Annotated in this window: 15 protein-coding genes; 8 read left to right on the top strand and 7 right to left on the bottom strand. The window is 52.9% G+C overall.

The genetic code is table 11. The features are described 5' to 3' along the window. Window positions 1–139 precede the first annotated feature (139 nt). The gene (locus R5L00_RS01025; protein ID WP_258192519.1) at window positions 140–643 is read left to right on the top strand and encodes a Crp/Fnr family transcriptional regulator; all 504 of its coding nucleotides are present in this window, start codon (window positions 140–142) and stop codon (window positions 641–643) included. Between the two features lie 92 nt (window positions 644–735). On the opposite strand, the gene R5L00_RS01030 is transcribed toward R5L00_RS01025, so the two are convergent. The 3 genes from R5L00_RS01030 to R5L00_RS15740 all read right to left on the bottom strand — a co-directional run bounded on the left by R5L00_RS01030 (window position 736) and on the right by R5L00_RS15740 (window position 4,794). Then, entirely contained in the window at window positions 736–3,147 is a 2,412-nt protein-coding gene (locus R5L00_RS01030; RefSeq protein ID WP_317652904.1) for an ATP-binding protein, read from the bottom strand. Between the two features lie 716 nt (window positions 3,148–3,863). Then, on the bottom strand, window positions 3,864–4,373 hold the full coding sequence (locus R5L00_RS01035) for a pyridoxamine 5'-phosphate oxidase family protein (RefSeq protein ID WP_107692660.1): 510 nt from the start codon (window positions 4,371–4,373) through the stop codon (window positions 3,864–3,866). A gap of 289 nt (window positions 4,374–4,662) precedes the next feature. Further along, window positions 4,663–4,794: a hypothetical protein gene (locus R5L00_RS15740; protein ID WP_411555572.1), complete on the bottom strand. Its 132-nt coding sequence runs from the start codon at window positions 4,792–4,794 to the stop codon at window positions 4,663–4,665. A 520-nt stretch (window positions 4,795–5,314) separates the two neighbouring features. Here R5L00_RS15740 and R5L00_RS01040 point away from each other — a divergent pair. From R5L00_RS01040 to R5L00_RS01065, 6 genes are all read left to right on the top strand, one after another. After that, window positions 5,315–5,911, top strand: coding sequence for an SRPBCC family protein (locus tag R5L00_RS01040; RefSeq protein ID WP_317652906.1), 597 nt, complete (start codon window positions 5,315–5,317; stop codon window positions 5,909–5,911). A gap of 483 nt (window positions 5,912–6,394) precedes the next feature. Continuing rightward, window positions 6,395–6,796 (top strand): thermonuclease family protein, encoded by a 402-nt coding sequence (locus R5L00_RS01045; protein WP_317652907.1) that lies wholly within the window; start codon window positions 6,395–6,397, stop codon window positions 6,794–6,796. A gap of 1,137 nt (window positions 6,797–7,933) precedes the next feature. Next, window positions 7,934–8,743 carry an FxDxF family PEP-CTERM protein gene (locus R5L00_RS01050; protein WP_317652908.1) on the top strand — a complete coding sequence of 270 codons (810 nt, stop codon included), beginning with the start codon at window positions 7,934–7,936 and terminating at the stop codon, window positions 8,741–8,743. A 105-nt stretch (window positions 8,744–8,848) separates the two neighbouring features. Next, on the top strand, window positions 8,849–9,043 hold the full coding sequence (locus R5L00_RS01055; protein WP_317652909.1) for a hypothetical protein: 195 nt from the start codon (window positions 8,849–8,851) through the stop codon (window positions 9,041–9,043). A gap of 63 nt (window positions 9,044–9,106) precedes the next feature. Beyond that, window positions 9,107–10,612, top strand: a complete 1,506-nt coding sequence (locus tag R5L00_RS01060; RefSeq protein ID WP_317654208.1) for a TonB-dependent receptor domain-containing protein — start codon at window positions 9,107–9,109, stop codon at window positions 10,610–10,612. A gap of 14 nt (window positions 10,613–10,626) precedes the next feature. Beyond that, entirely contained in the window at window positions 10,627–10,899 is a 273-nt protein-coding gene (locus R5L00_RS01065; RefSeq protein WP_411555573.1) for a TonB-dependent receptor, read from the top strand. A gap of 93 nt (window positions 10,900–10,992) precedes the next feature. Here the strand turns inward: R5L00_RS01065 and R5L00_RS01070 are convergent, their stop codons facing one another. The 3 genes from R5L00_RS01070 to R5L00_RS01080 all read right to left on the bottom strand — a co-directional run bounded on the left by R5L00_RS01070 (window position 10,993) and on the right by R5L00_RS01080 (window position 15,021). Further along, window positions 10,993–12,291, bottom strand: a complete 1,299-nt coding sequence (locus tag R5L00_RS01070; RefSeq protein ID WP_317652911.1) for an amidohydrolase family protein — start codon at window positions 12,289–12,291, stop codon at window positions 10,993–10,995. A 63-nt stretch (window positions 12,292–12,354) separates the two neighbouring features. After that, complete coding sequence (locus R5L00_RS01075) at window positions 12,355–13,500, bottom strand: glucuronyl hydrolase (protein WP_317652912.1); 1,146 nt, start codon at window positions 13,498–13,500, stop codon at window positions 12,355–12,357. Window positions 13,501–13,509: 9 nt separating this feature from the next. Further along, on the bottom strand, window positions 13,510–15,021 hold the full coding sequence (locus R5L00_RS01080) for an alginate export family protein (protein WP_317652913.1): 1,512 nt from the start codon (window positions 15,019–15,021) through the stop codon (window positions 13,510–13,512). A gap of 65 nt (window positions 15,022–15,086) precedes the next feature. Here R5L00_RS01080 and R5L00_RS01085 point away from each other — a divergent pair, with 65 nt between their 5' ends. Continuing rightward, window positions 15,087–15,908 (top strand): alpha/beta hydrolase, encoded by an 822-nt coding sequence (locus tag R5L00_RS01085; RefSeq protein ID WP_317652915.1) that lies wholly within the window; start codon window positions 15,087–15,089, stop codon window positions 15,906–15,908. On the opposite strand, the gene R5L00_RS01090 is transcribed toward R5L00_RS01085, so the two are convergent. Next, complete coding sequence (locus R5L00_RS01090) at window positions 15,858–17,066, bottom strand: MFS transporter (protein WP_317652917.1); 1,209 nt, start codon at window positions 17,064–17,066, stop codon at window positions 15,858–15,860. The genes R5L00_RS01085 and R5L00_RS01090 overlap by 51 nt on opposite strands. Window positions 17,067–17,137: the final 71 nt, after the last annotated feature.

A 17,137-nucleotide genomic window follows, 5' to 3' on the forward strand; every position in this document is an offset into this window, starting at 1 on the left:
ATTTCTTGAATTGGTCCACCTGCCCCTGGGTTACGTCATCCACGAACGAAGCAGCCGGATAACGCAGCTTTATTTTCCTACAACTTTCATCGCTGCGCGCGTCTACGAGCTTAGGTCGGGTATCAGCAGACTCGTTTCCATGACCGGCAATGAAGGAGTGACCGATATGTTTTTACTGTTCGGCTGGGATGGCACCCCGGCCACCGTGCTGGTACAAAGCGCGGGCTATGGGTACCGTATTAAAGCAAATGCCTTGAAAAGGGAATTTGAGTCGGGAGGCGCTCTACAGCAGTTGTTGTTACGTTTCAGTCGAACTTTGCTTCTTCAAACGGAGCAGAGCGCGTTAGAAGTCTACCTGACGATTGAGCAAAGACTATGCTGCTTTTTCCTGATGATTCTGGACCGTTTACCAACTGACTCCATGACGATGACTCATGAGTTCGTAAGCAAGATGCTCGGCGTGCGTCGTGAGAGTGTGAGCATGGCGGCCCATATGCTACAGGTGGAGGGTGCAATACAATACCGACGGGGACATATCACGGTAGTGAATCGAAAGCTGATGGAAGACCGAGTACACGAGGGCTACTTAATGCTTAGGGAGGAATATAACAACCTGCTGCCGGCCGACGCTTGTAACCATTAAATCTCGGGGATCGAAGCAGGATCAGACAAGAGGCGGCATCAATGTATGTAAGGCTACCCCCTTGCCTTCGAACTTGCAAAGCCAACGCTTCACTAAGTCCGAAGCTCAGCCAGCAAGGCGACAAGCTCTTCCACATTGACAGGCTTCACAAGGTAATGGTTAAAGCCCGCTTCAAGTGAATTTTTACGATCCTCGTACTGGCTATATCCGGTTATTGCTATCAAGACCGTTTGCGCCAGGGCTTGAATCGACCGAAGCCGGCGCGCGAGTTCATTTCCGTCCATGTCGGGCAGGCCAATATCAAGCAGGCATACATCCGGTAATTCCAGAGGTGCTCGTTCAAGAGCGCGGTAGGGATTGTGCTCTATGACTGTCTCGTGCCCTGCGGCTTGCAGTAACATGGACAGCATAAGCGCCGCATCCTGGTTGTCATCAACGATCATTATGCGTAGTGCTTTACCCGGCGAAGAAATAGCCACATCTTCGTTTTGAAGGGCAGGAGCTTGCGGTTCAATATAACGGGGAAGCAAGACGGTAAATTTGGTCCCGGTACCAGTCCCTTTGCTGTCTGCTGTTACGCTGCCCCCGTGAGACTCTACAAGACTCTTGACTAGAGAAAGACCGATTCCCAGCCCCCCCTGTGACCGGTCGGCAGAGCGTCTTGCCTGGGCAAACAGTTCGAACACGCGCGGAAGAAGCTCTTGCTCGATGCCGATCCCATCATCCTGAACGACGAGCATCAGTTGCTCACGATGCGCGTCGAGGTGAACCACGATGTTCCCGCCCTCCGGAGTGTATTTGGCAGCATTGTCTAAAAGATTCACTATCACCTGCACCAGCCGCTTGCGATCTCCAAGAACTTGGAACGATTCCGTCGCCTGAGGTAATACGAGCCGATGTCCCCGGCTCTCGATTGCCGTGCCTGCTTGCTCGACAGCATCGGATATCAGGCTCCTGATATCCACCGGATGTTTTTCCAGAGATACCTGCCCACGAGTAACGCGGGCTACATCGAGCAGGTCATCAACGAGGCTCGTGATATGCTCGACCTGGCGGCCAATAATTTCACTGGCCTGCCTTAGACGTTGCTCGTCAACAGTGTCGATCTTTAGAAGTTGGGCCGCTGCCCTGATGGGCGCCAGCGGATTGCGCAGCTCATGCGCCAGCATCGCCAGGAACTCGTCTTTACGCCGGTCGGCTTCCTGCAGCTTTTCTTCTGCACGTTTGCGTTCCGTGACATCCAGGGCGATACCTCGTATCGCAAGGGCCTGGCCTGCCTCGTCGACGATGATTTTTCCGCGGACATCCGACCAAAAAATCCCACCGTTTTGGGGATGAATAATTCGTACCACGACTTGAAATTTCCCCCGTTCCGCGATTGCCTCCTCGCACGCATTCTTCATGACCGACTGATCCTCCGGATGCAGCAACTCCCAGGGCCGCGCCACTCTTTCCAAATCGGCGCTAAATATTTCCGAAGCGTTTCCAGAAAAGCTCAGCTCTCCGCTAGCCAGTTTCCAGTCCCAAACTACCATGCGGACTGCCAGCATCCCCTCCTCCAAACGTCCCTGACTTACTCGAAGTGCATCCTGGGCATGTTTTTTCTCGGTGATATCCGATCCCTCGACGAAAATACCCGAGATAGAGCCATCGGACTCGACGATGGGCTGATAGATGAAGTCGATAAACAGTTGCGTTAAAGCCGATCCTGAACCCAGTTGAAGCAGAATCGGGACCTCATTTGCAAAGTAGGGCTGCCCTGTCGCGAAAACCTCGTCGAGAAGTTTACAAAAACCCTGTGCGTCGGCTTCCGGGATGGCATCGCGGACTTGGCGGCCCAGGATTTCACGATGCCCGACCAGCCGCATGTATGCGTTGTTCGCAAACTCGAAAACATGCTGCGGGCCGCGCAAGACGCACATGAAGCCGGGGGCCTGCTGGAACAAGACTTTCAGGCGGTCGGCTTCATGCCGGCGGCGCAGAATTTCCTCCGCAAGGCGCTCATTCACACGTTTTAGCTCGTCGGTGGCTAAATGTTCTTTGGTGACGTCATTGCATACGACCAGCACCCCGCGTACACCCATAGCGTCACGGATTGGGCTGTAGCCGTACGTCCACCAGGCATCTTCCCGCGTGCCGTTCCGCGTTACGGGTACGAGCTGGTCTTCATTCCAAGTCGGTGGACCGCCGGCCATGATGGATTCGATCTGTGGTCCAATAATGGGCCAGATTTCCTCCCAGCACTCCCGGCCAGGCTGGCCTAGCGCACTCGGGTGGCGCTCAGGCCCAAGGGTCTTTCGATACGCATCATTATAAAACTGGATTAAATCCGGCCCCCACCAGACAAACATGGGATGGTTGGAGTCCAGCACTACATTTAGTATCGTCTTAAGAGAGACAGGCCATTGCTCAGTTGGCCCCAGCGGCGTGGCCGCCCAGTCGAATGCCTGTATGAGGGATGCCAGTTCTCCGCGACATGATAGTAAGGCAGGTGAGAGAGCCATGTTATTTCCATCGATAATGTAGGTTTGCATCCGTCCCCGCTAGAACTTGCGGAAGTGGGGAGTGAGCCCAAGGCGGGCAACGGGATGAGAAAAGGTGACGAAGGTAGCGGTTAATGTGCCGTACTGGACAATAGAAAATCTTTCGCTTGCGCTCACAGGCAAACGAAGTTGACCACACGGAGCGCCAACCGTTCGCGGTCGAATCATTAACCTGGCCCGCCCCAGAATCAGTACTGGGGCCGAAACGGAAAACCCGACCCCGGACCCGCCGCCAAAGTCAGCATCGGTCAAAAGTGGAAATTCCGGCCGCCTACCTGAAAACGGCGCTGTCACCGGGAGAGCATCCGGGTTATTTTGAATGCCCGCAGCCAGTGCTTCTGCTTATTTCCTCCTTCTACCTGGACCACGTAGTCAGAGAAATCGTCGGGAAGCTCGAAACGACGGTTAGAGACCGGCAGGTCTCATGAAACCTCGGGTCCTTGCCGCAGTAGGTGATGGGTGACCTGGCGACGCTTGAACAGGTATTTGTAAATTTGATCGGCAACGCCGTTAAATATACTTCGAAGCAAAAACGAGCTGAAAATCAGCATCGGCTATCTGGGCGATGAAGAAGGCCAGGATCCATGTACGAGAGAGTTGAAGCAGCAAACGGCGAAACTTCCTGCCACCTCGTCTTGACCGGGCGCCCGGGAGACGTTGTTAAAAGGCTGTACCGATTATTCCTCTTTCACATCTATCTTGCGATGTTCACCCAGCGCATCGGTATCCCCTGTCGCAAGCGCTTTGACAAGTCCGTATGCACGCGCGGTAGCGCTATCAGGCGCATCCCAGTATTCGGCTTCCATAATGCTGACTTTGAGCAACGCGAGGTCTGGATCATCCAGCCCCTTTGGAAACCAGGGTCTGATCCAAGGAGACCATAAGGCCTGCATTTTCTCCTTGTCATCGACCAGCTCAGCAGCACCGGATACGGACAGATAATCATGTTTATCTGCGCGAACATAGCAGAGGTTGACTTGCTGATCCGGCTGCGCTTTCGCAATTTTTGACGATGACAGCGATGTAAAAAACCAAAGATTGCCTTCGCCGTCGAGTTGCATGGTCGCCATAGGGCGGCTACGTAAGACCCCGTCTTTTTCCAGGGTAGTCAACATCGCGAATCTGGCATCGCCCACCATTTCAGCCACTTTCGCCAGGGCGGCATTATGTTGTTCGTTGATTTCCATGATGACTCCTTTATATTGATTGGGTTTGATTCAGATTTTTTCACTGTTTCAGGTCGATGCATCGCCTGAGTACCGGTTTCATCATTCCTTTCAGATCGGCGTAACACCCCAGATCCTGCGTCCATTTTACCCCATCAGAGCAAGCCCAATCGCAGCGGGGATCTTACGCGGGTCTGGGAGGCTCCGGACGTGCAAAGGGTCAATCGCTCATTGAATTGCTGAGATCGGGACTGAAACTTTTTCGCAGGATGCATAGAAGGAGTTGGCATCAGCCAGCGCAAAGACCGGTCTATTTGGCTCTTTGATGATATAGGTCACCACGCCGAAGAAGACCAGTTCCCCGCTTGACCATCCATTCGCCATCCACATCGGCTATGATGATATCGGAGGACTTGGGCTTGATGGAGCGGTCGACGATCAATGTGGCGCCATCGAAGATGCCAGCGCTATCAGGAGTCGCCCTTGACGTTGAAGAAGAACGTGGCAGGGGGTTGGCAATGAAGTGGTCATTCAGGTCCAGGGTTTTCTATTCATATTCCTGGGCCGGAGAAGGAAAGCCGCATTGGCCTGCCAGTATCTTGCCGCTGTAGATGGGACGAGGCAGGGACGTGGGATCCGGGCTTGCAATGGGAAAGCGATCGTATCATCCGCATTCCCCTGCTTTGATGCTTTTCTAAACGGTTCGAGATAGAGCAGAATGTCCGACTTGAGGCTCACGGTACCCGTAGCACGGATGTTTTCTCCCCGTACGGACTCATGCATTTCTTCGGACCTGACCCTTCCCTTCTGCCGCCACGTGCGCCCATGACTAGCCTTCGCTGAACTCTGTAACGGCGTTCACTTACCACAGCCCAAGTGATCTGTTTATAATTTTGTAGCAGGCTTAGAATTCCCTCCCATTCCACGAGCAAGTAACCCGGCTCCCTCTCTTGTGTGTGCAAATGAGAAACGCTTCCTTCTTGCTATTCATGTGGTCAATGCTATTTGCGTCGGGGTTGTCCGCAGATTCCCTAAAGGGTAAGGACATTGAAGTTGAGGTAAACATAGCTGGAGAAAACATTATTATTGACCTTAATTTTGCGGTGGCGGCAACCCAGCAGGAGGTCTGGGACGTGCTGACCGACTTCGACCGCATGGCTGATTTTGTCTCCAACTTGAAGGAGAGCAAGGTGGTCAGTGTTTCTGAAGCCAGGCTTACGATTTTTCAGCGCGGCGCTGGGACCTACGGCCCTCTGAGCTATCCGTTCGAGTCAACGCGGGAAGTAAGATTGATTCCTTACCATGAAATACGGTCGCACCTGATCAGTGGCAATATGCGCAAATTGGACGGTGCTACTTATCTGATTGACGAAGGCGGACAAACCCGTGTGATCCATCGCACTAATGCGATCCCGAAAATCTGGATTCCTGCGGCAGTGGGAAAGGTCTTCATCCAGCATGAGATGCGGGAGCAGTTCAACGAAATGCGAAATGAAATAATCAAGAGAAAGAAGGTGGATCTTAAAGAAAGGGACATGAGGAAAACACGTGAACAATGAACAGGTGAGAGAAATTGCTTTAGAACATGGATTTGAGTTAACGGAGCAAGCTGATGGCGCTATAGGGGCGGTTCCCTATATCCGCAAACCTTCCCCAGACCTGTAAGGCCCAAACCCATTCCGCCAAACAGGCAAGCCCTTTTCTGCCCTATCTGCCCGGAGGCTGAACTTGAGGGAGTTGAGGCCAAGGGGTTTCGCGGATGCGGACGGCTTTTCCAGACAATGTTAATCACGCAAAAGGAGAGGAAAATGAATAACCAGCACTTCATCGAACAGCCATGACGGGCGAACGTTCACAATAATATTAATTGCGCACGATTAGAAAGTTAGCCGGCTTGTAGTATTGTTCAATGTCGATAGGTCAGCCATACCTTATCCCTGCTCAAAATGCCACACTTTGACCCAGCATCGAGGTTAGTAATCATCGCAATGTTTGGCTTTTGTCTTTCAGCCGCACAAGCTGCAACGTTCAGTGGAAGGGTCGTGGGCATAACAGATGGGGACACCTTAACAGTCCTGACCGCATCAAAGCGGCAACACGAGATACGCCTGGCTGAGATAGATGCCCCAGATAATGTCCAGCCGTTCGGGGCAAAGTCGAGGCAGTCCCTCTCTGATCTATGTTTCGGCAAGGAGGCGGAAGTCCCCCCACGTGTAAAAGACCGTCATCAGCGAATCGTAGCCCGTGTCAAATGTGCTGGCGTTGATGCCAATGCAGAACAGGTTAATCGCGGCATGGCCTGGGTGTATCGGCGCTACGCAAAGGACCACGATCTGTATGTGCTGGAGCACGGGGCAAAAGTAGGAAAGCGGGGACTATGGGCGGATTCTTCCCCTACTCCGCCTTGGCAATGGCGAAAGAACAGCAATGTGCGGCAGACTTGAACAATCGGAGACGCCCCGGCATTACGCCAATAATCGCTTCGCGTCCATATTAAGGAACACCTCACAAGGCCGGGAGACAATAGCCCTTCCTATAACGTCGCCCCTGGGCAATCTCCATGGATGATCATGCTCCACACTGGCGAACTGCTCTTGATCGACACGACCTGGGGCTATCGAACTCCGAACGAAGCAGCTGGGAAGAAGAAACCATGGATATGCGCGCGAGTTGAGAAGCCTTTGACCGGACGGGGCTGGAGGGCTTGCATTAGCAGGCGAAGAAAATTCCTAATCCTTCTGTCCCAGCTGACAGGTGTAGCGAGCAATATCGTGCTGAATATTGAGATCAAGTCGTCGAGAGGCTGACTTCATTCGGCCGAGCATGGGCACCATGCCCTCAACAAAATAAGCCGCTCGCTTTGTTATTGCTCCCCTTGGCGAATACTTGGTCTTATGGGACCGAGCTGCAGGCAGATCAGGCATAAGGACTCATCCCGTTTCAAAGTGAAACCGAAAATATAAAGCCTGTATTCCTATTTATTTGCTCGAAACAACATGGCTAAGACCCGTCTCTACTTGGATTCGCTTTCCAAACGGTTCTCTAACTGTGGTTGCCCAGCGGTTTTGATAGCCCCGGGTTTTGATCGTGACCAAAGGGGAAAAGAACAGGCTCGTAACATCCTTGGGCGAATGTCACGAGCCTAAATAGGTAATGAAACCTAAGGGGGGAAAACAATGAAAGTACAGATACCAACGCTTACTCGTACTAATGCTTAGCAACAAGAAGCAGCCCGATTATAGAGGGGGGATACCAGCTTGGGAATGTGACATATTGCCGCGCGACAATATGTCACACCATGGAGTTGGCTGCTTTGAAAGTAGTATAGTGCCATCGGAGAAAGACAGCAGAAGGTGATACAGAACAATCACTTATCACATCTATCCACCCTGCTTCCTGGAAGCAGCCGAGCCTCGTTTTCCATTCAAGCACTTCCTTGCCTGCGGTATATTGTCACATGCGGCAATATGCCGCATAGATTAATTGCCATGGCTCGTTATACTCCGTTACGCGCGTCAATGCTCACACCAATGTGACGTGTATTTCAATCTTGATTGTCAAATGGGAGTTTAACGAACGATATGAAAAAAACTTTAAAGTACGCATTGCTTCTCGCCGGCATGACTTCATTGCCGGCAATGGCTCACGTGGGTTATTCGGGGCGTAACTTCGGTACGTTCGATGGTACTTCGGCGACCTCCACCCTATCCGGGCAAGGTGTTACCGGGAATTATGGCTGGATCGACGGCACCGACGCGGACTATGGCGATGCCCATAAAACGCTGCCCTACCGGTTCACGTTGCTCAACCCCACGGATGTAACACTTACGTTTCAACAAGCGACATCCACAGTTACGGATCATAGCGGAAACACCTCGACGTCCCAGCTAGGGCTGATACCCGGCTTTTCGCTCTATCAGGGGCTCGCTCATCTTGCCCCACTGAACGCGGATACAGACACATCCGCTATCTCCAAGGCAAACCGGCCGGCTAACACGGAAGGTGCATTCAGAGCATTGGACGATATTAAGATCGGCAATGACCCGGACACCGCCAATGGGATTCCGGCAGCCCTGAGCTTTCTGAAATATATCGGCCATGCCTATGATGGTGCTGCGAGTGGGTCGGTCTCCGGTTTTGACGGTGTCGCTGATGGCAAGGTCTCCCACACCTTCTCGAATCTGGCAGCCGGGGATTACTCGGTATTTGTGGGCGGGTCGGACTATCTGGCTCAGGAGATCTCGAATCCTAATATTCTAACCAAGTACGGCGTTAGTGGCACATTGGTGGCTGGCGTAGTACCCGAACCAGAAACCTACGCCATGCTGCTCGCCGGCCTGGGGCTGATGGGCGCAGTTTTACGCAGACGCCGTCCATTGAAAAATAGCTAGCGATCGATTGTTGCAGTTTGGCACTAGAGGCCGCTCTCCTCACGGAGGGGCGGCCTTTTTGTGATCACTTCTGGTAATCAATCAGCTATTCATTGGATAACTACCGTGCATCTTTTCTCTCAACGACGTGGCCTCTCCTGTGGCTGGTTCGTTCTTGCTGCTTTGTCAGGCCAGGCAATGGGGCAGGAGGTTTTACGCGAGGTAAATGTCTCGACCACTCGGGTGAAGGAGCCCTTGATCGAGAAGGAGTCTCTCAAATGGACACCGCGTCCAAGTAGTGATGCGGCAGAATTTCTATGACAGAAGCCAGGGTTTTCCGCGGCCAAAATCGGCGGTACCGCCGGGACTATATACCTGCGAGGTCTGGGTGGGCCTCGCCTGGGTATCGTCATGAACGACAGCCTGGAGGAGGCGGGCGCCAACCACGGGACTGACCCGGCCACGTCCTATATCCAGCCGGACGCCCGCGACCACGTCACGGTAGTGAAAGGACCCAATAGCGTCCTGTACGGCTCCAGCATGGGCGGGCTTATCATATTCAATGAGACACCGAAAAAGTTTGAGAAGCCTGATGTACGCGCTCGATTGGTGGGTGGCTTGGGCAGTTTCGGCCGCCGCGATTTGACGGCGGACGTAACGATCGGGGCTTCCTTGGTCCAGTTGCGAGGTATCTCGAGTTTTAACCGGGGCGACAACTACAAGGACGGCTCGGGTCAGAAATTCTTTTCTTTCTTCAAACGCAACTCAAATAAGCTGATCGCGACATTTACACCCACAAAAGACATTACTGCCGAGTTCAGTGCGGAACAGGGTGACGCTCAGGTTGCGTTCCCCGCATTTTCACTGATGGGCGATGGGATTCACTTCAAACGAGCAATCTTGGGAAGCCGTTTTACGGTGGCAAATATTTCAGAGAAATTCAGGAAACTGGAATTGCAGATTTATGACCGGAATCTCGATCACCATATGGACAACTTTACCCTCCGACCGGTAACAGTGGACATACTTAATCCAGTTCCATCTGGACCACTCATCACCAATACCAATCGCAGAACCTTGGTGCAGACTTTCAGGGGACGCTCCGCGCGAACTGTTGACACATTCGATCTGAACGCTAAAACAGAGGGCGTGATTGGCTACGAACACAAGGATGAAAAATTCGCCGGTGATAACCAGACGGCGGGAACGCTGTGCATCATCACCTCCTGCACTACCAGTAGAATATTTGTTCCTTTCTATGATCTTCACACAATCACCAATTCCGCATTCTCAGAGGTGACGTATACCGTGAATCCCACTACCACTATTAAGGCGGGTGCGCGGCGAGACTATTTTAATACCCACTCGGGAGAGCTGACCACCTTCCTTGGCGCGCCGCTGCCTACTTCAAATAGCCAGCGCGATGATATAACCAATAGCGACTTCATTCGCATTGAAAAGGAGATCCTGTCCGGCGCCACCGCTTTCATCTCTCTGGCAGACGGGGAGCGTCCGGCCAGCAATCTGGAACGCTCGAGTTTTAATGGATTCAATCTCAAAAAAGAAAAAAACCGCGAAATAAATATAGGGCTAACTGTAACTAAATCCGCATGGCAAGGATCAGTCACGGTGTTCGGCAGCCGCATCGATGATTACATTCTGGTTAGCCAGGGCATTAACTCACAAAACGTGGATGTAGACCGCGTTGGCACCGAGTTTGATGTGACCAAGCTGATTACGCCTCAGTGGAGGCTGTTTGGCAATCTTGCCTGGATAAGGGCTGAGAATCTGGCCATTATGGGTAGGGCTCTGTGCCGCTTGCGCAAACGCCACCTCTCGATAGCAGGTTTGGCCTCATTTTTCAGCAGGGAACCTTCTCCCTTACCTTGACCGGACGTGCCGTGATGAAACAGGACCGTATCGACACCGGCTATGGTAATTCGCTTGGCATTGATAACCCCACGCCTACACCGGGATTTGAAACGGCGAATATGTCCATGACCTGGAAACCCATCAAGAAGGCTCAGCTGAGCATGGGGATTGAAAATATCTTCGATCGCACATACTACGAACACCTTAGCCAAAGGATCAGGGACGCCCCGCCAGGGTTTGTCAATTTCGGCCGGGTTCATGAGCCCGGACGAGCGCTGTGGTTCAGAGTTGTCTTTAACATGTAAAGATCTTAATGAAGCCCCCCCAGGGGGAAAATTCCGACGCTGCAGCTGTCGTCGCAACAGCGCATCGGCGGAATATCCTGAACGGGCCAATGTTTAGTCAAAGTTGTTAACTATGATCTTGCCGCCCGAAAGAACAAGATCAGGGTATTCCAGAATTTTCAGGTTATGAGCAGGATTGCCTTTCACTGCAATAATGTCGGCGGGCGCACCCTGTTGTAGGGTACCCAATAGTGGGAAATTCAGGTGCTCGCCTGCCTTCGATGTCGCGGCACGCAGAATATCTGTAAGGTCCATCCTCGCCATTTGCCTCATATATATAAGCTCCTGCACATCGATACCCCAGGGGATGTCCGGATGCGCCACTTCTGCGCCGTATAAAAATTCACCCCCCAGTGCCGCCCAGGTACTGGCATTAGCAGCAATACCCGAACATTTCGATAAGGTGTCCAATGTCGTGACTATTTTTACGTTTTGCTCCACTGCCTTTTTCAATAATGTTTCGGGAATGATGTCACAAGGCACGTGAGCCCATTCATCGATGCCTGCATTGATGGCAATTTGCGCACCTTGTTCTTCGGCAATATGTGCAGTTACCTTACGGTTGTTCTTATGTGCTTCATCCACAATTGCCTTTACAATATTTTCAGGCAGCAGCGGCCAGGTTTTCTTTGATTGGGAAGCATCGCGGGCGGGCTTATCATGGATGTGCGTCTGTTGTGCATCCGATATGTCATGGTGCGAATGACCGGAGTGGTGGTTGTGGGCAGCACCATGACTATGACCGTGACTGGACGACCAAGGGGCGCCCTGTTCGCCGCCGGGCTCAAGCGCGATCTTGATGACGACCGCACCGCCATTGATCAGATCGCGAACTGTATCCCTGGCTTCTTTCTCCGTGGAAACTGCCCTGGCGATATTTTTTTCTCCCATCATGGGGATGGGATATCCGCCGGGTGCCGTAATAATCGGTCCCGAAGTGAGAACACGCAAGCTTCCATCTCCCCCGTACGGCATATGCACCGGCCCACCCATATCGCGAAGAGTTGTAATTCCATGCTTCAGAACGGTGATGGCCGGAATATTCTGAAATGCGAGATGCGCGTGCAATTCGATAAAGCCAGGCAGTATGGTTGCATCGCCTAGATCAATGGTGCGCGCGGGGTTGGACTTGAACGAGTTGCGGGTGTTGATTTCTGCGACCTTTCCATTTATCACCAATACCGAAGTATTCGCTCTCATGTTGCTGCCGTCAAAAACCCGCGCCGCATGCAGGAGAATGGGTGCATCGGGGGGCTCTTTGGCGGCAACGGGGGCGGAGGCAACGAAACTCAGAATCAAATACAAGCAGAAAAGCGTCTGTGTGACAGATTTGCAGGGTATATGCTTTAGCATTTCAACTAACTCCTTAAACGACTACTTACACTTACGAATCCACCGTTTGAATAGTGACCATTGCTAGCAATCGCTTGGCTCAATGATATCGGCCAGAACACAGAGCGCCTCCATGAGCAAAAAACTGCCCCATGCCGACTCGACCAGTTCATCGTGTCCACGATTGGTTTTGTAACAGCAGCCCCAAAATATTCCCTGGGCTTTCCCCTCTTTATATTTTTCCCGGCCGTGATTTTCCTCGAAGCCTATGAAGTACGTGCTGAGAGTGACCGCGGTAATCTGCTGATGGGCGTAAAGACGCCATTCATACCCAGCAGGGACAAGATCGGCCAGGACAAGCATTGCCAGGGATGCGATCACGGAAGACGAATGATCGGGAGGACCCGACGGATCATCCAACCGGTTGGGCGCCAGCAGGTTATGGCGCGACTGCCGCCAGTAGCGACATGCGGATTGGGCATAAGTCACGTAGGGCTCGCCCCATTGCGCTGCGGCTCGACTTAACCCCAACATTCCCCACGCTTGACCGCGAGACCACATACCCGCCCGATCGGTTGCTCTTAGACGCCCTGCGCGGAGGTGTGCCGCTGTATGAAACGCGCCGTTCTTGGTAAAGCAGGTATCCAGTATGGTTTCGGCATGACAGCGCGAGATATGAGGATAGACGCTGTGCTCACCGCGGTTGAGAAGCTGGATCAAGGACGCAAGGGTGTCTATCGTGACGCATTGATTTCCTTCCACGCCTCCACCCATGCCGGTACCAAGCGGAACGCAATTGATTTGTCGATCGTAGGAGGCCCCAATCGCCGCGATGGATTCTTTTACCGTCAAGCGTGCGCTGATGTCGCCGAACCAGAGATCCCCGAGCGCCGCGCCATACCAGAAAATCAGGCAGCGATTGATGGAATCGGCAGCGATCTTGGACGATAAGCGCGCGCAGATTTCGGCAGCTTTGCATTTATCCGATATTGACCCCGTGACTCGCGCGCGCAGCCACCACCATCCGCTCCAGAAGCCGCCAACCCACGAACCTCCCGGAGAGACGGTCCATTGGTCGGTGGATCCTGGGGAATAAAGCGGAAAACCATCCTTGCACTGAGCGTCAATGGTGTCCATGCGACGAATTAACGACTCAAGCGCCTTTAGCACTTCTTCGCGGCTCAGCATCTGTGCTTGTTCGTTGCTGCTTCCTTCTTTCATTAGATGCATAAGGGCTTCTCAAAATACGAGGTTGAAATCCAGGTAGACCATGTCCGCGTCTTTTTTCCCCTGATAAATGCTTCTGAAGACAGTGCCGCCGAACGCGTGCCCGTAATAGAATCTCCACGATAAGGCTTTAGTAAGGGTATGCGTGAAACTGATGTCGAGCGATTGACCTACATCGCTACTGCCCGCGGAAGACTGCCCCGAATAGCCAAAGGCTCCCGATTTCATCGTAGGACCCAAGCCCTTGTAGAACAGATCGCTGGAACTGGTGAGCGACAGATGATGCAGGTCTATGGTTACCCTGGTTTGCGGGGTGGGCGACAAATTCAGCTGTATGTACGCATCCTGCATATTCATCAGATTGTAGAAAGGGAATTTGACATAGCCACGACCGTTTGGAAGGAGGGAAAAGAAAGTTTTATGCTTAACGTCCGTCGCGTCATCGTCGCCTGAGCTGACAAAGTAGAGCGCGCGGAGCCATGGCTTGAAGGCTGCAGCAGACCATTGATAACCTGCCTCTGCAGCGATGGCCCAGGCTTGATGCTTCTGATTTGTCCAATCGCCGAACTGGTAGGCCCCCCAAAGTAAAGCGTCTGCGCTGCCCCCTTTCAGTTGATGAAGCGTCAGCAAGTGTGCACCAACGGTATGGATATTCAGGTTTTGACTATCAAGACGGGGCCGATCGGCGGCGGCGCGATTATCCACAACCTGCGTGTTGCGCTTGTCATCGTAGTTCACATAGAAAATCCGGCCTTCGGTTCCGGGCAACAGTACATCCTTCTTACTCGTTACCGCTGCATAGAATAGGTTGATATCACTGATCTGGCTTTGCCCTTCGGCAGTAAAGCCGCCTTGAGTTGGGCGAGTAGCGGTCATTGTCATATTGAAGCCGGCTTGATCATAAACCGCCGCAAATCCGTCGAAGGTTCGACCTACGTGGACAATATTCGAGGCCAGAAGACGCTGAGCGACACGAGATCTTTTAAGGCTGTCGAATTTCTCATTGCCCGTCTTGTATTCCATGCCATCCATAAATTCGAATCTGCCAATCTTCAGAAACGCTCCCGGGACGCCCAGCGAACTGAATTTGAAGTCAAGATGAGCCTGCCTTAAAAAAATATTACTCACATTGGTGGATTGATTTGCCTGGAAATAGGCGGCGCCGAGGCCAAGCGGGCCGCCGGGGGACGCAACCGCATCATTCGGGAGACCGTATAAACCGACATATTGGGCTTGCGCATAACCGTCAACATATGAAGTAGTGAGCAATGCACCGAGCCTGGCTCGCAACGCCCACAAATCATAGGAATTGTCATTGTTTATTGCGGGGCTTGGGCGAAAGAAATCCCATGCTTCGTAGCTGCCGTAAAGCTCGCCAGTCATGCGCAGGTATGGGTTGATATGACCTAGTGGCTTGCTCCCGTCCCCGGCCCAGGCATCGCTGGTCAGAAATACAAATATGATGGCGGCTGACACCCACGGAATTAACGATTGCAACCATTTCTGATGATTAACTTTCACCACGTTTAAATTCTTACCTTCCAGCGAGTCTTGTTTTTCCGCGCAAAGAATCTACAATCTGGGCAATCATGGAATTCATTTCTTCCAAGGATGAGGTTCCCATCGCGTGTTGGCGTAGCGGCGCCGGTAGACCCTTGTTACTTGTGCATGGCACGTCTGGAGATCACTTTGCGTGGTCCCCGGTATTGGCCGCGCTCGAACAGCACTTCTGCGTCTGGACCATTGATCGGCGAGGACGTGGACGCAGCGGCGACCGCCACGACTACGCTCTTGAGCGCGAAAGCGAAGATATCGCCGCTGTCATTGACGCCATAGGCCAGCCGGTGCATCTTCTCGGACATTCTTTTGGAGGGCTGTGTGCCCTGGAAGCGGCACTTCTGACCTCCAACATTGACTCGCTTCTCCTCTACGAACCGTCCATTTCGCTTGCTGGCAGCGGTTGGTCGCCTGAATTCGACACACACCTGCAAGCCCTGCTCGATTCAGGAAACCGGGAAGAAGCGCTTCTGTTTTTTTTTCGCGAAATCGTCAAATCACCGCCCCATGAGCTTGCTGCCCTGCAAGCGGGACCGAGCTGGCCAGGACGCCTGGCCGCTGCTCATACGATTCATCGCGAATTGCGGAGTATCAGCCATTACACTTTTGAACCGAACCGTTTCACGGCGCTCGGAATTCCGGCCCTGCTCCTCCTTGGCGGCGAAAGCCCACATCGCCGCCACCTTATCGCCGAGATGCTTCATCGATCCCTATCTCCCAGTCAGACTGCGGTTCTCAAGGGACAACAGCACAGCGCGATGCGAAGCGCACCCGATTTATTCGTTCGTGAAATCCTGACATTTTTACATCTTCACGGTGGAAGTACGCTGGCCGTGGCTGGCTGCAACTGCTAACGCCTGAGTCTTCCGTCGACGGGCAGAAGCGAGCGCCAGTACCGTGAGGCACGCGGCCATGAGCACGCCAATGAGCACGACCCACCCAGACGACATATCCGGGGAAGAACTCGACAAAACGCCGAAAAGCGGCGGACCCAGTGCAAAACCGCTGAAGAATCCAACCGAGACATATCCGGATGTGATCGTTACCGGACCAAATTTCGGGTCCCTTACCAGCATGCTCATCGCTATTGCGTTCGTGCCTGCCGCGGTAAGCCCCATGCTTGCGGCCCCTATCCATAACAGCCAATGATTTTCCAGATCGGCGTGCATCGTCACTGCTATTGCGCAAGCCGCAATAGCGATCAGTAACAGCAAAAGAGCCGACTCGTCTTTAAGTTTTGCCCCTATTGGTGTCAATACAATCCGGGAAATCACTCCCATAACACCGAAAACGGCAATTAGAGAGCCAGCCAGCGATAGCGGCATACCTTGCCGGGCGGCAAAAGTTGGTAAAAACGTGACAAAAGCAGAGAGCGAAACGCCAACGCAAAACTGGGTAACGATTAACCACATTAACAGCGAATTTGGAGGCGAGAGCGAGAAGCCCCTGTTTGTTCCGCTATGTTTCCCGGGCGTAAAGAGCGGGGCCGCTATACCGAGTAACACTGCCACCGGAACAATCAGCCCGAATGCGGTCTGCCAGCCATATCGTAATGCAATGCCTGGGAGCACCAGACCCGCGAAGAGAGCCGCGAGCTGAACTCCAGCTTGTTTCAGCCCCACAGCTTTTGCTTTTTTCTCCGGGGGAACTTGTTGCGTGATCAGTAAATTTGTTACCGGATTTGCGAGAGCCTGAGCGACCCCGCAAATAGCGGTGGCGACCAGCAGACCATAAAAATTTTGCGCCGTTGCGATCAGGGTAAACGCAAATGCGATAGTCGAGAAAAGTACGATCAGCGAATAACGCGTACCAACCCGATCGACGAACGCACCCGCCCATAGCGATAAAACGGCTGCCAGACCGAACGAGTTCATTAGCAGGTAGCCGAGCGACTCGGGCTTGAAGTGAAGGTCCAGGGTGAGGAATGGCCCGAGCGCGCTGATCGCATATAAAACCAGCATGGGCATGGCCATGGCAAGAACCAGTACAACGCGAAACCAGATAGCCATCATGCCTTGCACTTATAATCCGATACCGTCGGGAAGCGGGTGCCACTCGTCCGAGCCGCGAAGCCAGACCCCAA

The sequence above is a fragment of the Nitrosospira sp. Is2 genome, from assembly GCF_033095785.1.
In the GTDB taxonomy this organism is placed as follows: Bacteria; Pseudomonadota; Gammaproteobacteria; order Burkholderiales; family Nitrosomonadaceae; genus Nitrosospira.

What these genes read in the sequence shown, in the direction of transcription:
- R5L00_RS01025 (WP_258192519.1), top strand. Translation starts at nt 140, where the DNA reads ATGACCGGCAATGAAGGAGTGACCGATATGTTTTTACTGTTCGGCTGG.
- R5L00_RS01030 (WP_317652904.1), bottom strand. Translation starts at nt 3,147, where the DNA reads ATGGCTCTCTCACCTGCCTTACTATCATGTCGCGGAGAACTGGCATCC.
- R5L00_RS01035 (WP_107692660.1), bottom strand. Translation starts at nt 4,373, where the DNA reads ATGGAAATCAACGAACAACATAATGCCGCCCTGGCGAAAGTGGCTGAA.
- R5L00_RS01040 (WP_317652906.1), top strand. Translation starts at nt 5,315, where the DNA reads ATGAGAAACGCTTCCTTCTTGCTATTCATGTGGTCAATGCTATTTGCG.
- R5L00_RS01050 (WP_317652908.1), top strand. Translation starts at nt 7,934, where the DNA reads ATGAAAAAAACTTTAAAGTACGCATTGCTTCTCGCCGGCATGACTTCA.
- R5L00_RS01065 (WP_411555573.1), top strand. Translation starts at nt 10,627, where the DNA reads ATGAAACAGGACCGTATCGACACCGGCTATGGTAATTCGCTTGGCATT.
- R5L00_RS01070 (WP_317652911.1), bottom strand. Translation starts at nt 12,291, where the DNA reads ATGCTAAAGCATATACCCTGCAAATCTGTCACACAGACGCTTTTCTGC.
- R5L00_RS01075 (WP_317652912.1), bottom strand. Translation starts at nt 13,500, where the DNA reads ATGCATCTAATGAAAGAAGGAAGCAGCAACGAACAAGCACAGATGCTG.
- R5L00_RS01085 (WP_317652915.1), top strand. Translation starts at nt 15,087, where the DNA reads ATGGAATTCATTTCTTCCAAGGATGAGGTTCCCATCGCGTGTTGGCGT.
- R5L00_RS01090 (WP_317652917.1), bottom strand. Translation starts at nt 17,066, where the DNA reads ATGATGGCTATCTGGTTTCGCGTTGTACTGGTTCTTGCCATGGCCATG.